Source organism: Sphingomicrobium sediminis, from assembly GCF_023805295.1.
Taxonomy (GTDB): Bacteria; Pseudomonadota; Alphaproteobacteria; order Sphingomonadales; family Sphingomonadaceae; genus Sphingomicrobium; species Sphingomicrobium sediminis.
Genome location: NZ_JAMSHT010000001.1, coordinates 1,153,966 through 1,166,968 on the forward strand (window position 1 = coordinate 1,153,966; position 13,003 = coordinate 1,166,968).

At 62.8% G+C, this 13,003-nt stretch carries 15 protein-coding genes; 3 read left to right on the forward strand and 12 right to left on the reverse strand.

Features of this window, described 5'->3' with window-relative positions:
* The first annotated feature begins 111 nt into the window (after nt 1-111).
* Both NDO55_RS05965 and NDO55_RS05970 read left to right on the forward strand, forming a co-directional pair.
* The gene (locus NDO55_RS05965) at nt 112-1,527 is read left to right on the forward strand and encodes an ABC transporter substrate-binding protein (protein WP_252113367.1); all 1,416 of its coding nucleotides are present in this window, start codon (nt 112-114) and stop codon (nt 1,525-1,527) included.
* Nucleotides 1,528-1,935: a DUF4112 domain-containing protein gene (locus NDO55_RS05970; protein WP_252113369.1), complete on the forward strand. Its 408-nt coding sequence runs from the start codon at nt 1,528-1,530 to the stop codon at nt 1,933-1,935. It begins immediately after the preceding gene.
* Here NDO55_RS05970 and nadA read toward each other — a convergent pair.
* The 12 genes from nadA to NDO55_RS06030 form a co-directional block, all read right to left on the reverse strand.
* Nucleotides 1,932-2,930 carry a quinolinate synthase NadA gene (gene nadA / locus NDO55_RS05975; RefSeq protein ID WP_252113371.1) on the reverse strand — a complete coding sequence of 333 codons (999 nt, stop codon included), beginning with the start codon at nt 2,928-2,930 and terminating at the stop codon, nt 1,932-1,934. The two genes, NDO55_RS05970 and nadA, sit on opposite strands and share 4 nt — an antisense overlap.
* A 67-nt stretch (nt 2,931-2,997) precedes the next feature.
* Complete coding sequence (locus NDO55_RS05980) at nt 2,998-3,849, reverse strand: MBL fold metallo-hydrolase (protein WP_252113373.1); 852 nt, start codon at nt 3,847-3,849, stop codon at nt 2,998-3,000.
* 56 nt (nt 3,850-3,905) lie between these two features.
* The gene (locus NDO55_RS05985) at nt 3,906-5,036 is read right to left on the reverse strand and encodes a M56 family metallopeptidase (protein ID WP_252113375.1); all 1,131 of its coding nucleotides are present in this window, start codon (nt 5,034-5,036) and stop codon (nt 3,906-3,908) included.
* On the reverse strand, nt 5,029-5,409 hold the full coding sequence (locus NDO55_RS05990; RefSeq protein ID WP_252113377.1) for a BlaI/MecI/CopY family transcriptional regulator: 381 nt from the start codon (nt 5,407-5,409) through the stop codon (nt 5,029-5,031). The genes NDO55_RS05985 and NDO55_RS05990 overlap by 8 nt, the downstream gene beginning before the upstream one ends.
* Nucleotides 5,410-5,552: 143 nt before the next feature.
* The gene (locus NDO55_RS05995) at nt 5,553-7,121 is read right to left on the reverse strand and encodes a M56 family metallopeptidase (protein WP_252113379.1); all 1,569 of its coding nucleotides are present in this window, start codon (nt 7,119-7,121) and stop codon (nt 5,553-5,555) included.
* A complete protein-coding gene (locus NDO55_RS06000) occupies nt 7,118-7,489 on the reverse strand; it encodes a BlaI/MecI/CopY family transcriptional regulator (protein WP_252113381.1) in 372 nt (123 codons plus the stop codon). The genes NDO55_RS05995 and NDO55_RS06000 overlap by 4 nt, the downstream gene beginning before the upstream one ends.
* 114 nt (nt 7,490-7,603) lie before the next feature.
* Entirely contained in the window at nt 7,604-8,089 is a 486-nt protein-coding gene (locus tag NDO55_RS06005; protein ID WP_252113383.1) for a hypothetical protein, read from the reverse strand.
* 64 nt (nt 8,090-8,153) lie between these two features.
* Nucleotides 8,154-9,419, reverse strand: a complete 1,266-nt coding sequence (locus NDO55_RS06010) for a glycosyltransferase (RefSeq protein WP_252113385.1) — start codon at nt 9,417-9,419, stop codon at nt 8,154-8,156.
* A 245-nt stretch (nt 9,420-9,664) separates the two neighbouring features.
* The gene (grxD, locus tag NDO55_RS06015; RefSeq protein WP_252113388.1) at nt 9,665-9,997 is read right to left on the reverse strand and encodes a Grx4 family monothiol glutaredoxin; all 333 of its coding nucleotides are present in this window, start codon (nt 9,995-9,997) and stop codon (nt 9,665-9,667) included.
* A gap of 11 nt (nt 9,998-10,008) precedes the next feature.
* Complete coding sequence (locus NDO55_RS06020) at nt 10,009-10,242, reverse strand: BolA/IbaG family iron-sulfur metabolism protein (protein ID WP_252113390.1); 234 nt, start codon at nt 10,240-10,242, stop codon at nt 10,009-10,011.
* Nucleotides 10,242-10,568 (reverse strand): DUF1476 domain-containing protein, encoded by a 327-nt coding sequence (locus NDO55_RS06025; protein ID WP_252113392.1) that lies wholly within the window; start codon nt 10,566-10,568, stop codon nt 10,242-10,244. The genes NDO55_RS06020 and NDO55_RS06025 overlap by 1 nt, the downstream gene beginning before the upstream one ends.
* 79 nt (nt 10,569-10,647) lie before the next feature.
* Nucleotides 10,648-11,817 carry a L,D-transpeptidase family protein gene (locus NDO55_RS06030; protein WP_252113394.1) on the reverse strand — a complete coding sequence of 390 codons (1,170 nt, stop codon included), beginning with the start codon at nt 11,815-11,817 and terminating at the stop codon, nt 10,648-10,650.
* Nucleotides 11,818-12,059: 242 nt separating this feature from the next.
* Between NDO55_RS06030 and NDO55_RS06035 the strand changes: the two genes are divergently transcribed.
* A complete protein-coding gene (locus tag NDO55_RS06035) occupies nt 12,060-12,995 on the forward strand; it encodes an outer membrane protein (protein ID WP_252113396.1) in 936 nt (311 codons plus the stop codon).
* Nucleotides 12,996-13,003: the final 8 nt, after the last annotated feature.

Consider the following 13,003-nt stretch of genomic DNA (forward strand, 5'->3'; position numbering starts at 1 on the left):
GGTTGATACGAACTCAACTGTTTTATACGTATAAGACAGCCAAGTCCAATGTCGTTCGTCGAATTGCCGGGCCTTGCTGAACCCTGACTGAAACCCCCATATGAAGACCAAATGCAGCCGCTGACGACCCGCCTCCTCCCCCTCGCCCTTGCCGCCCTGCTCGCGGGCTGCGGGAGCAATGTCGAGCGCGAAACGCATGTCGTGCTGGTCGAGGGCGGGCCCGATGACACGTCACTCGAACAGATGGTGGCGATGGCCGAGCGACAGGGCCTCGTCCGCTTCGATGCCGGCGGCGATATCGTCCCTGCTTTGGCGCGCAGCTGGCATGTCAGCGATGATGGGCGCAGTTACATTTTCCGTTTGGAGGATGGCAGCTGGCCGGACGGCTCTGACATCGAGGCGGAAGATGTGGCGGCAGCGCTGCGTGCGACCTTGGCCGACGACGAGAATGATCTGGCCGACATGCTCGGCGCAATCCGCGATATTCGCGCGATGACCGACCGCGTCATCGAGATCCGGCTCAACAGCCCGCGCCCGCATTTCCTGCAACTGCTCGCGCAGCCGGCGCTTGGCGTCACACATGGTGACATGCCCGGCGGCCCCTTCCGCCGGCTCGAAGGTAATGAAGGTGACGGCGTCCTCGTCGGCCGCCTTGTCCCGCGCCCGCGCAGCGACGAGATGGTCGAGCAGCAAGTCCGTATAGAAGCCGATACGGTCGGCGATGCAATTGCCCGCTTCCTCGCGAACGACGTCGACATGGTGACGGGCGGCGGCTTTTCGAGCCTGCCTCTAGCGCGCGAGGCGAGCGGCCTGTTCGGCGGCCCGCGACTTGACCCGGTGCACGGCCTGTTCGGGCTCGTGCCGGTGGGCGACGCCCCCTTGTTCGCCGGTCCCGAAGTCCGCCGCGCCCTAAGCGACCTCATCGATCGCGCTGCCTTGGCCTCCGATCTTGGTCTTCCGGTCGCCAGCGCGAGAGCCAACATCCTCGATTCCAATGTCGGTGCTTCGCCCGAACCCGAGGATACGCGCGACATCGACGAGCGTCGCGACATTGCCCGCGATCTACTGCAGGAGGCCGGCCTCGGTGGCAGTATCGTTCGCATCGCGCTTCCGGACGGGCCTGGGTCCGCCTTGCTTTATGCCCGGCTTGCAGCAGACTGGGGCACTGTCGGCCTGCTCGTCGAACGCGGCGAAGCCGAAGATGCCACGCTCGCGCTGATCGACAAGGTCGCACCCGCCCAGACCGCAGCTTGGTATCTCCGGCAGTTCCGCTGCGACCTGCGTGCCATCTGCAACGAAGAGGCCGACACCTTGCTTGCCGAAGCGCGCGCAGCCTCCAGCGCCAGCGAGCGAGCCGCCCTGCTCGGACGCGCCGCGCAATTGATGGACGCCGACCGTCTCTTCTTTTCGCTGGGGACCCCGGTACGCTGGTCGCTCGTTGATCAGGACATGAACGGGTTCACTCCCAACCGCTTTGCCCGCCATTTTCCCGGTGCCTTGCGCCGACCTTCAGCAGCGAGCCGATAGATGATCGACACAACCGACCTTTACGACCGCGCCCGCCTCTCCAAGGAACCGCATGACGTGCGCAAGCGGGTTGAGCGGCTCGAAGCCTTGCTCGAACGCCTGTTCGTCGTGCCGGGGATCGACAAGCCGATCGGCCTCGATGCGATCCTGTCGCTCATCCCCGGCGTGGGCACGATTTCGGGCGCAGCGCTCGGCAGCTATCTCGTCTGGGAGGCGCGCAATCTCGGCCTCAGCAAGTGGCAGATGGCGCGAATGAACCTCAACACCTTGTTCGACATGGCGCTCGGCGCGATCCCATTCGTCGGGGTCATTCCCGATTTCTTCTTCCGCTCGAACAGCCGCAACCTGCGGATCATCCGCAAGCATCTCGACAAGCATCACCCGGCCGAACCGGGCGCGCCGGTCTAACGCATTTGCGGCTTGCCGACGTCTCCCTGCCCCACTGTACGGCCAGCCATTTCGAGCATGCGGTCGAGCGGCTTGCGGGCAGCATCCATCAGCTCCGGGCTGAGTTCGATTTGCGGCTCGAGGTCGCGTAGCGCGACGTAGAGTTTCTCGAGCGTGTTGAGCGCCATGTACGGGCACATGTTGCAGTTGCAGTTCCCGTCGCCGCCGGGGACACCGATGAAGGTCGTCTCGGGACGTGCTTTCTCCATCTGGTGGATGATATGCGGCTCGGTCGCGACCAGCACGGTCTTGGCGTCGGTCTCGGTACAGAATTTGAGGATCGAGCTGGTCGAACCGACATGATCGGCATGCTCGACGATATGCGGCGGGCATTCGGGATGCGCGGCAACCGGGGCGTCGGGATGCTCTTCCTTCAGCTTCAGCAGTTCGGTCTCGCTAAACGCTTGGTGGACGATGCAGATGCCCGGCCACAGCAGCATGTCGCGCCCCGACTTGCGGGCAAGATAACCGCCAAGGTGCCGGTCGGGCGCGAAGATGATCTTCTGGTCCTCGGGGATCTGGTCGAGGATGACCTGCGCCGACGACGAGGTGACGATGATGTCGCTCAGCGCTTTCACTTCGGCCGAGCAGTTGATGTAGGTGAGCGCTATATGGTCGGGATGCTGTTCGCGGAACGCCTTGAACTGGTCGGGCGGGCAGCTGTCCTCGAGGCTGCAACCGGCATCCATGTCGGGCAGGATCACGGTCTTTTCAGGGCTCAGGATCTTGGCGGTCTCGGCCATGAAGCGAACGCCGCAAAAGGCGATCACGTCGGCATCGGTCGCCGCGGCCTTGCGCGACAGATCGAGGCTGTCACCGACAAAGTCGGCGAGGTCCTGGATTTCGGGCTTCTGGTAATAGTGGGCGAGAATGACCGCGTTGCGCTCTTTCTTGAGCCGCTCGATCTCGGCGAGCAGGTCGGCGCCGGTGGGCGGGGCGGAAACGGGGGCGGTCATGGCTTACTCTCCCAATAGCTCTTGAGGCCGATGTAAGGGCTCGACGAGGCGGCGTCGAGGGGGTGTGTCAGGCGACGCGCCACTCTTCGCCATGCTGGCTGGCGCGGCCCTGACGGTCGAGTTCGATGAGGTGCGCGAGGACCGAGCCGCCGGCGGCCGGCACGAGCCGCTCGTCGAGGCCGGGATAGATGTTGGCGACAATGGCATCGATCGTGGAATCGCCCTCCTCCAGCCGCTTCATGATCTGCTTCTCGCGCGCCATGCGATGGCCGAGCAGATGCCGCGCCAGACGCCGCGGATTGTCGACCTGCGCGCCGTGTGCGGGGAAGTAGACCTCATCCTCTTCGCGGTCGGCCATCTTGCCGAGGCTGCGCATATAGGCGCCCATGTCCCCGTCGGGCGGGATGACCACGGTCGTTGACCAGCCCATGACATGGTCGCCGGTGAATAGCGCACCGCGATAGGCGAAACAAAGATGGTTGGACGTGTGGCCGGGCGTCGCGACGGCGACGAGGTCATGGCCATCGACCGCGAGCGCCTCGCCATCCCCCAGTACGCGATCGGGCGCATAGTCTGCATCGAAGCTGGCATCGGCACGCGGGCCGTCATCATCGAGCACTAGCGGCGCGCAGCCGATGATCGGCGCACCTGTCCGTTCTTTCAGCGGGCGCGAGGCGGGCGAATGGTCGCGGTGCGTATGGGTGCAACTAATTGCCTTGAGGCTCCGCGAGCCGACCGCAACCACGATCGCATCGAGATGCTCATCGAGGTCTGGACCGGGATCGATGACGACGACTTCTTCTTCATCGCCGACCAGATAGGTCTGCGTCCCGGTATAGGTGTAGGGAGACGGATTGCGCGCGAGCAGCCGGGCGATGCCGGGGCGCAGCGGTTCGAGGATGGCATAGGGGGCGTCCACGCTCTCTCCCTTGGCATGGACGCCCCCTAAAAGGCCAGCGGCTTCAGGTGCCGGCCTTATTCCTTTTCTTCGAAGACGAAGTCGTTCGGGCAGCTATCGTCCTCGCACTTCTCGAGCACGATCTCGACGAGTTCGCCCTCGGTGCCCTTTTTGACGACAAAGACATTCTCGACATCGTTGCCGTTCTCGTCCTTGCCCTTAAACTCGACGATGGTGCCCTCGACTTTCACCTCGCCGCTGCCCTTGACGATGAAGGTCTGGGTTTCACCGTCCTTGCTTTGGAAGGTGATCTTCTGGGGTTCGGCGTCCTGCAGCGTGGCGGCAGTGGCGGGAACGGCGACGAGGGCCAGAGCCGCGAGCCCGATCATGCTCGCTTTTGAGCCTTTCTTTTCAACGTGACGCATCATTTCAATCCTTTCGACGATGGTTTTGGGGGTGATGAGCGCGAGGGTCAGGACGGGCAGCGTCTCGCGCTGCGACGCCCTTAGGAGCGCCCGCCCATAGATTTCCCGTTGTGCGCCGTTTCGCTGCGCCAGCACGTCGGCATCGCAGGCACATTCCTGGTCGATGCGGAAACGGTGCCAGGCAGCCCAGGCAACGGGATTGAACCAATGGAGGGAGAGAATGATGAAGCCGAGGAGGTTGGCCCACAAATCGCCGCGCCGGTGATGCGCTAGCTCATGGGCAAGGATCATCGCCGCTTCCTCCTCGCTCCAGCGCGACGAGAAATCGCCCGGGAGATAGATGCGGCGATCGAGGAGCCCGGCGGCGACCGGCACGGTCGCTGCGGGCGAGATGTAGATACGGACATTGCCATCCTGCGCAGTGCAGGTGGCGCCGCGAGCTAGGCGCGCCATGTAGCGGAGCGACGCGCCGAGGCCGATGACAAGGAATAGCACGGCACCGCCTGCCCAGAGCGCGAACAAGGTTCCGGCATTCGCGGCCAGGAATCCGGGCGCTTCGGTTGCGGCGACACTGATGGTCGAGACCGGTATCGGCGCGCTCGGCGGGACGAGAAACGACAGGTCGACCGGCAGAGGCGGGATGAACAGGCGCAGCGCGATGATGCCCCACAAGGCGTACATCCAGGTCGCACCGATGCTGCGCGACAAAGGCCGACGCGCGAGCAGCAATGCCACAATCAAAATGGTCGAGCCGGCGAGCGCGTGAAGAAGCCAATCAGCCATTACGGATATCTTTCAGGAGCGCTTCCAACCGGTCGATTTCCTCGTCGGTCAATTTGTCGCGGCTGGCGAATTGGGCGACCAGGGGCGCGATTCGTCCACCGAACATGCGATCGACGAAACGGTCGGTCTCGCCGCCGACATAAGCGTCGCGTTCGACCAGCGGGCTGTAGAGATAACGGCGACGGTCACGCTCCGCCTTGGCGACGCCCTTCTTTGTGAGCCGAAAGAGCAACGTCCTGACGGTCGCCTCGGTCCACTCCTGTTCGCCGCGCACAGCAGCGACGATATCCGCGCTGCTCATGGGAGCGCCGGCACGCCACAGCACTTCCATCACTTCCCATTCGGCAGCAGTGATGTTGGCGTCGTCAGCCACAAGTCGGCTCCTTTCGACACCCTGCATAGCGAGTCAATTTACAGGTGTAAATTGTTTTCTTTTACAAGTGTAAAGGGGCGCCCGAGACCTTGCATCTCGAGCGCCCCTCGCACGTCGGAGCCCGTGGGGTTTAGGGACGGATCCTAGCGGTTCCGACGCGCTTCCATATCCGCGAGCATTTCTTCCAGCGACTTTTCTGCCGCATCCAGGCTCGACAAGACCACATCCACATCGACAGACGACAGTGCTGCATCGACGATGGACTCCAAATCCATTTCTTCGATGGCATTGAGGCTGGTTCGAAGGCTCATCTTGATGACCTCCGGATCCTTGCCGTCGGCGCGAAGCTCATCCGCATTGGCGTCGATTTCCGCGATCGCCACCTCGATTTCCGCGCGCGCTTCGGCGAGCTCTTCCTTCATCTCGATCTTTTCGATCCGCACTTCGCGGCGCGCTTCTTCCAGCTCGCTGCGCATTTCGCGCTCGATCTCGGGACGTTCGGCACGCATTTCGGCGAGCGCTTCGCGCAGTTCGGCGATGTTACGATCGAACTCGGCTCGCTCTTCCGCGGTCATTTCCGAATAATCCTTGCCATTGTCCTTGATGTTGATCTCGATCCGCTTCTCCTCGCCGTCGCGATCCTGCGACCAGACGAATGCGTTGGCGCTTGTCGCGACCATAGGTGCGGTCGGGGGAGCAGGCGGCGCAGGCGGGGCCGGCGGCGCGGGGACATTGGTGGGCGCAGCAGGCGCGGTCGGTGCGACCGGCGCGGCAGGCGCTTCGGGCGGGGCCGGCACGTCGAGGAACTCGACGGCGCGGCTGGCCGTGGCGGGCACCAGGACCATCGCGGCAGCGGCGACCAAAAGGGCGCCGGCGGGACGGTGGTTAAACGACTTCATCATTTGCAATCTCCGTTTCAACTGAGTGTCCCGGGCATGGGCAAACAGGAATTGGCGTTGCGCGACCGTCTTGGCGATGGCGCGGCCATAATCGGCGCGCGCTTCGCGTCCACGGCGGGAAAGCACGCGCGCATCGCACGCGGCCTCCTGATCGAAGTGGAATGCCGCAAAGGCCTTCCACGCAATAGGGTTGAACCAGTGCAGCGAGAGCAGAGCGAGCCCGGCGGCGCGGGCGTAGAGATCGCCCGACCGGTGGTGCGAAAGCTCATGCTCGAGCGCGAGATCCAGTTCGGCTTCGGTGCAAGCCTCGGCATAGCCGGGCGGCAGCGCGATGATGCGACGGAAGAGGCCGAAAGCGACAGGGCCCGGTGCCTTGGGCGAGACGATGAGGTCGATCCCGCCGAAGCGGCCGATCTTCTCGCCGGCCTGGCGGATCGCCCGCGCGTCGCGAATGTAGCGATACTGGTGAAAGGCAAAGCAGCCCAGCGCACCGGCAAGCCAGACGCCAAGGATGACCGGCATCCAGTCGAACGGCGCGGCGACCGACTCGGGTGCGGGAGAATTGATCGCGGCCGCAAGAATACGTTCGGTCAGCAGCGGATCGACGCCGCCGGTGGCGCTGGCCGGAGCCACCGGCACTTCGCGTTCGACCACGGTGGTCAGCGTCGGCATCAGGAAGCGCGCGGCAGGCAGCGCCCACAATGCATAGGCAATGCGCGGACCAAACCGTTCGGCGACCGGGCCGCGAATGGCGAGCACCAACAGCATCAGCGCGCTGGTCCAGATGAGTGTGTCCAAGAGCCAATCGGTCATTGCTTGAGCTCCTTCAAGAGCGCCTCGATTTCGGCAATGTCGTCGGGGGTGAGCGCGTCATCTTCGGCCAGGCGAGCGATCATCGGAGACAATTTGCCGCCGAACAGCCGTTCGACCAGGCGCCGCGACTCGCCGCCGACATAGGCGGTGCGCTCAATCGCAGCAGTGTAGAGATAGCGGCGACCCTCGGCCTCGTAGCGGACAGCCCCCTTCTGACTGAGGCGCGATAGCATGGTCTTCACCGTCGGCAGGCTCCAGCCCCGCTTCGGTGCGACCTTGTCGGCCACCTCGTTCGCCGTCATCGCCCCGGTCGACGACCAGAGCGTTTCCATGATGTCGAGTTCGGCTTCGCTAACCCTTTTGTCCACGCGCCATCCTTTCTTGATTACACCTGTAGTCATTACGGCTACATCTGTAATCGTCAAGGGCAAAGTGCCGCGCGGCTCATATTTTCGACGAATGGATGTGAGGTTGCGGGCGCACTAGCGGCCCGGCTGTTCGCCCTGCTGCGGCACGATGCCGTCGACCGCAGCAATCTCGCGATCGATGTCCGATAGCAGTTTTGCGCGGCTCGCGGTGGTCAGTTCCTCGGCGATCGAGATACGCTGGCGCGCGCTCAATAGCATGGTGCGATAGTCCGCCGGGTCGTCCGACTGGGCGCACAGATACACACGCGTCTGGCGCGCCTGCCCGTCCTCGATGCGGTCGAAATTGGCCTCGAAGCCGCGAGTCGGGCAATTTTTGGCGACGCGTTCGGCAATGGCAGTACGCTCGGCCTCGGTCGGGTTTTCGGAAAGCTCGGGCGGCGCTGCGGGCGGCGGCGCGGCCTCCATCGTCTCGAGTTCCTCGACGTCCACCGTGACTTCGGTGGCATCTTCGGCCTCGGTCTCATATTTGGGCGTTGGCGGGGGCGGCGGTGCCGGCACTTCCTGGACGGCCATCAGGCTCGCAATGATCAGGATCGACATGACACTCACTCCCTTGTTGACCCGCGTTTACTGGCGCCGGCCGCGCTGAATTGCTGCTGAATGATTAGCTGCTGATCGCTTGCGAAGCCAGCCGCGCTTCCTGCGCCGCATCGATCTTGCCGGCGGCTTCTGCCCGCTTCCCCGCTTCGGCGAGTGCAGCGGGATAGATGGCCCCGAACAGGCGCTCCATCGCATTTGCCCAGCTATAGGGTTCGGCCAGTGTTCGCGCCTTGGCGGACATTGCCGCCATATCGCCGCCAAGCACTTTTTCGATTGCCTTTGCCATGGCGACATCGTCGCCAGGCTCGACCAACAAACCCGCGCCTTCGGGCACGCGATCGATCATCGCGCCGGCCGAGACGCCGACGACCGGCAACCCAGAAGCCTGCGCCTCGATGATGGAAATACCGAACGTCTCGAAAGCCATGCCAGAAACGTAGAGGTCCGCGCTTGCGAGCCAGCGGGCCAGGAGGTCGCGATCGGAGACGAAGCCCGGCGCATGGATGCGCGGATGCGAGGCGGCAAGCTCCTCGCGCATCGGACCATGCCCCAGAAGCAAGAGGTGCGCACCTAGCTCTTCAGGGAGTCGACGGAAGGCGTTACCGACGACGTCCGCACCCTTTTCGCCATCCAGCCGACCGACATAGATCAGCAGTGGCGCATCCGGTGCGACACCCAAGTCTTCGCGCAGCAGCGGATCGCGGCGTTCGGGCTTGAAGCTCGTGAGATGAACGCCGCGGTGCATGTTGTGGACGGGATCGATGCCCAATGCCTTGAGCTTCGCACCGCCGCCATGAACGCTCATCGCATAGACCGCATCGAAGCGGCTGTAGAGCTTGCGGCAATAGGCATAGGCGCGGTCGCGGGCCCAGCGGGCGATCTTGGGATAACCCCAGCCCTCCAGCGTCTCGCCGACATAGACGGTGGGAAAGTCGGTGCAGTAGCCACCCACCGTCGCAGTGCCGGGATGCTGGCGCGCGTGACGGAGCGCCGCCCAGGGAAGGTTGTAGGCATCCTGGCACTCGATCACATCGGGCTGGAAGCGCTCGAGCAGCTCGCGCACTTTCTTGTTGCGCAGCAGCAGGCGATAATTGGTCCGCTTGGGCACCAGCGGCGACTTGACGGTGCAATGGATCGAGCGCCCGTCGATGCGGACGCTATCTTCTTCGCCGGGCACGATCAGCAGATGGCGAAACGGCGTTTGCTCGAGAATGTAGCGACGCTTGCGGCGAATATAGGTGCCGATGCCGCCGCCAGTCTCTGACCAGCTTTGCGTCAGGTCGCAAATCGTCAGCGGCGTCTCGTCCGCCTTGTCGGTCCGGTCCAGCATCAACCAGCCCCTACCCCAATTTCGCACGAGACGCGAAAAAGACGGCCAAAGCTGTCGGGATTTTTTACGACTTGAGGGTCGAGCGACCGAACCTTCAAAATGTTTCCCCCGCTTTTCTGCCGTTTTTCAAACTTGGCACGACGCCTGCAAAGTATCTGGCGTCCACATTGGTTCCACAAACCAAACGATCAGGGGACGATGAGAAGCGGTATCTGGTCCCGCAAGTCATCGTCCCCTTTTCATTTCTAGCTTTCGCTGGTCGCGGCCTTCTTGCCCTCGAGCATCTGCTGAAGCTCGCCGGCCTCGAACATTTCCATCATGATGTCGCTGCCGCCGACGAATTCGCCGTCGACATAAAGCTGCGGAATGGTCGGCCAATCCGAATAAGCCTTGATGCCTTCGCGGATCTCCATGTCCTGGAGGACGTCCACGGTTTCGAACTCGACACCGGTATGGTCGAGAATCGCGACCGCGCGGCTCGAAAATCCGCACTGGGGAAAGAGCTTGGAGCCCTTCATGAAGAGGACCACGTCATGCTCCTTCGTCATGGCTGCGATCCGCTCGTTCACATTGCTCATTGAAATCTCCTTTACGCAGGGCATTTGGTGGTGAGTTGCAGCGCATGCAACTCCACGCCCATGCGGCCGCCCAATGCGGCATAGACTTTCTGGTGCTGCTTGACCCGCGGCATGCCTTCGAATTCGGCACTCGTCACGACCGCCGCCCAATGGTCATTGTCGCCCGCAAGATCAGTCAGCTCGACCTCCGCGTCGGGGATCGCCGCCTTGATCATGGCGACGATATCGTCGCCTGCCATCGGCATCAGTCCATGCTTTCGATGAAGTGACGGCGCGCCTCGACCGTCTTGTGCTCGAGCGCGGCGCGGATATCCGCTTCGCTCACTTCGCAGCCCGCACCGGTGAGGTCGCCCAGCACCTTGCGGATGACGTCTTCATCGCCTGCTTCCTCGAAATCGGCGCGGACGACTTCCTTTGCGTAATTCTCCGCCTCGACGTCGGTTAGGTTGAGCTTTTCGGCAGCCCACAGGCCGAGCAGCTTGTTGCGACGTGCGGTCACTTTGAACTGCATTTCCTGGTCACGCGCATATTTGTTCTCGAACGCCTTTTCGCGATCGTTGAAATCGGCCACTTCCTGCCTCCCTTTTTGATCTTCACTGGCGAGATAGGCGAGCCACGCCGCCTAGGCAATGGAGCGTTCGACCGGCAGCCTAGCTGTCGAGCCCGTACACATCGCTGACAAAGGTCAAGTCGCCATCGACCGCCTGCGCCGTCAGATAGGTGAGGAAAACCGGCGTCGCTGCGGGCAGCTGGTCATGCGTTTCCGTCGTGTCGATCTGCGGCACCGCTTGGCCCGCATAGAGCCAGCGCGCGAAGCGATCGGCATCCTCCAGCCGCACGCAGCCATTGGAAATGAGGCGGCTGTCCTTCGCGAAATGCTCGCGCGCCGGCGTGTCATGCAGGTAGATGCCGAGTTCGTTGGGAAAATTGAATTTGAAATCGCCCATCGAGTTGGCGGGGCCCGGCAATTGGCGAACCTTGAGCCCGCCGGGGCGCAGCGCGGCGTTCCAGTCGATCGTCGTCGGATCGATAACTTGCGCATCGTTGGCCCAGCGATCGACAATCTCATAGCCCTGCCGCCGCATATAGCTCGCACCTTGCCGCCGGATATTGGGGCCGATGGTCCGCTGCACGAGATGGTCCGGCACATGCCAGTAGGGCTGGTGTGTCGCATAATAGATGGTGCTGCTGATGAGCGGAGTCTTCTGCTCGAGATTGCCGACGACGACTTTCATCGAGTCGACGGGTCGGCCATTTTCAAACATCCACAGGCGCTGCGTCGCAATGTCGACGAGCGCAAAGCGATTGCGGGCCGGGATGGCGCGCAGCCGGGCGAGGCTAGCGGTGATGGCGCGGCGCTGGTCGGCGCTGAGCAATTCTTTCGTCCCGATGGCCTGCGCGAGGACGCGATCATACATCGGGTTGAAGGCCAACGTGCGGTCCATCAGTGCGGCAGCATCGGGCCAATGCTGTAGCATCTGCCAATGGTCGTTACGCGAATAGAATAGAGGCGATTGGATGCGGTCGCCGACATGCAGGTCGGCAGGCGCCTGATGCAGGATTTCGGCGAGATCGAGATAGGCACGGTCGAGCAATTCGGAGAAATTGCGCGCCGAGATCGGGCTCGAGCTTGCCGCCATGGCCAGTCCGCGTGCCTGGCGCGCGAGTGCCGGACCCTCTGCGAACCCCTCGAGGTCGGCATGGTCCAGCCGCTCGATCAATCGCGTCGCGGCAAGTGTAGCCCCGCTTTGGTCGACCCACCGATACTGCGCCTGCTGCGCGTGGGCCGGCTGCACGCCGAGCGAGCCGGACACACTCACACCAAAGGTCAGGCCGACAGAAATAGCCGCAAGCAAAGTTTTCGATACGGTTCGCATCATTCCCCCAAACGCTACGCAGAACTTACTAAAATAGTGATGTTGTTCATCGCGTTTTGAACACGCCTCGAAGTGAAAAGTTGCAAATTTGGCACAAATACAAGCCTTGTTGCGACTGCGTAATGGAACGCATGCCCGTGTTGGAAGGTTGCAGGACCGTCACTAACACAGGGACGAGTATTCAAATGAAAGTAGCAAAGCTTGCGGCAATGGCCGCGACCACGATGCTCGCCACCCCTGCATTTGCGCAGGATACGGGCGGGTATATCGGTGTTGAAGGTGGGGTCATGTTCCCCAGCGACATCGACGGAAGTCTCACAGCCGATTTCGACGATCCCGACATTCCCAATGTCGTGTCGAATCCCGGCTACGCGCTGGACCTCGACCAAGGATATGATGTCGGCATCATTGGCGGCTATGACTTCGGTCTGTTCCGCCTCGAAGCCGAAGGTTCCTATAAATGGAGCGACGGCGCGGATGTCGAGGATTTCGGGCCCTTCCTGACCTCCTATAATACGGCGGTCGTGGACGGCGGCGATGACGACAGCAATGACGGCCCGCAGGTCATCCTGGTGCCGACCGATTTCGCGCTGACCGATCTCGACGCCAATGTCTGGTCGGCCATGATCAACGGCCTCATCGACGTTGGCGGTCCGCTCAACTTCTACTTCGGTGGTGGTGCGGGTTATGCCGAGGTGGACCTGCTTGGCCAACGTGAAGGCGGGCTTGCCTATCAGGGCATTGCCGGCGTGCGCTTCGCGCTGAGCCCGAACATCGATGCCGGCCTGAAATATCGCTATTTCCGGACCGACAATCTGCAGTTCGACAATCTTGCCTTCATCAACACCGATGATGGCAGCATCTCGACGAGCCTCGACGACAATTGGGAATCGCACAGCGTGCTGGGCAGCCTGATTTACAAGTTCGGTGCGCCTGCACCGGCGCCGGCACCGGCCCCCGCGCCGACCCCGCCGCCGCCGGTCTATGTCGAGCCCGAGCCCGAGCCCACGCCGATGATCACCTGCCCCGACGGGTCGATGATCCCGGCCACCAGCTCGTGCCCGGCACCCGAACCGGTTTACACGCCGCCCCCGCCCGAGCCCGAGCCCGAGCGCGGTTAAGCGTTACC

Bases quoted from the DNA above. Each gene is read 5' to 3' on its own strand.
- NDO55_RS05995 (WP_252113379.1), bottom strand. From the start codon at position 7,121: ATGACCGATTGGCTCTTGGACACACTCATCTGGACCAGCGCGCTGATG.
- NDO55_RS06020 (WP_252113390.1), bottom strand. From the start codon at position 10,242: ATGCCGATGGCAGGCGACGATATCGTCGCCATGATCAAGGCGGCGATC.
- NDO55_RS06005 (WP_252113383.1), bottom strand. From the start codon at position 8,089: ATGTCGATCCTGATCATTGCGAGCCTGATGGCCGTCCAGGAAGTGCCG.
- NDO55_RS05965 (WP_252113367.1), top strand. From the start codon at position 112: ATGCAGCCGCTGACGACCCGCCTCCTCCCCCTCGCCCTTGCCGCCCTG.
- NDO55_RS06010 (WP_252113385.1), bottom strand. From the start codon at position 9,419: ATGCTGGACCGGACCGACAAGGCGGACGAGACGCCGCTGACGATTTGC.
- NDO55_RS05970 (WP_252113369.1), top strand. From the start codon at position 1,528: ATGATCGACACAACCGACCTTTACGACCGCGCCCGCCTCTCCAAGGAA.
- NDO55_RS06035 (WP_252113396.1), top strand. From the start codon at position 12,060: ATGAAAGTAGCAAAGCTTGCGGCAATGGCCGCGACCACGATGCTCGCC.
- grxD (WP_252113388.1), bottom strand. From the start codon at position 9,997: ATGAGCAATGTGAACGAGCGGATCGCAGCCATGACGAAGGAGCATGAC.
- NDO55_RS05985 (WP_252113375.1), bottom strand. From the start codon at position 5,036: ATGGCTGATTGGCTTCTTCACGCGCTCGCCGGCTCGACCATTTTGATT.
- nadA (WP_252113371.1), bottom strand. From the start codon at position 2,930: ATGACCGCCCCCGTTTCCGCCCCGCCCACCGGCGCCGACCTGCTCGCC.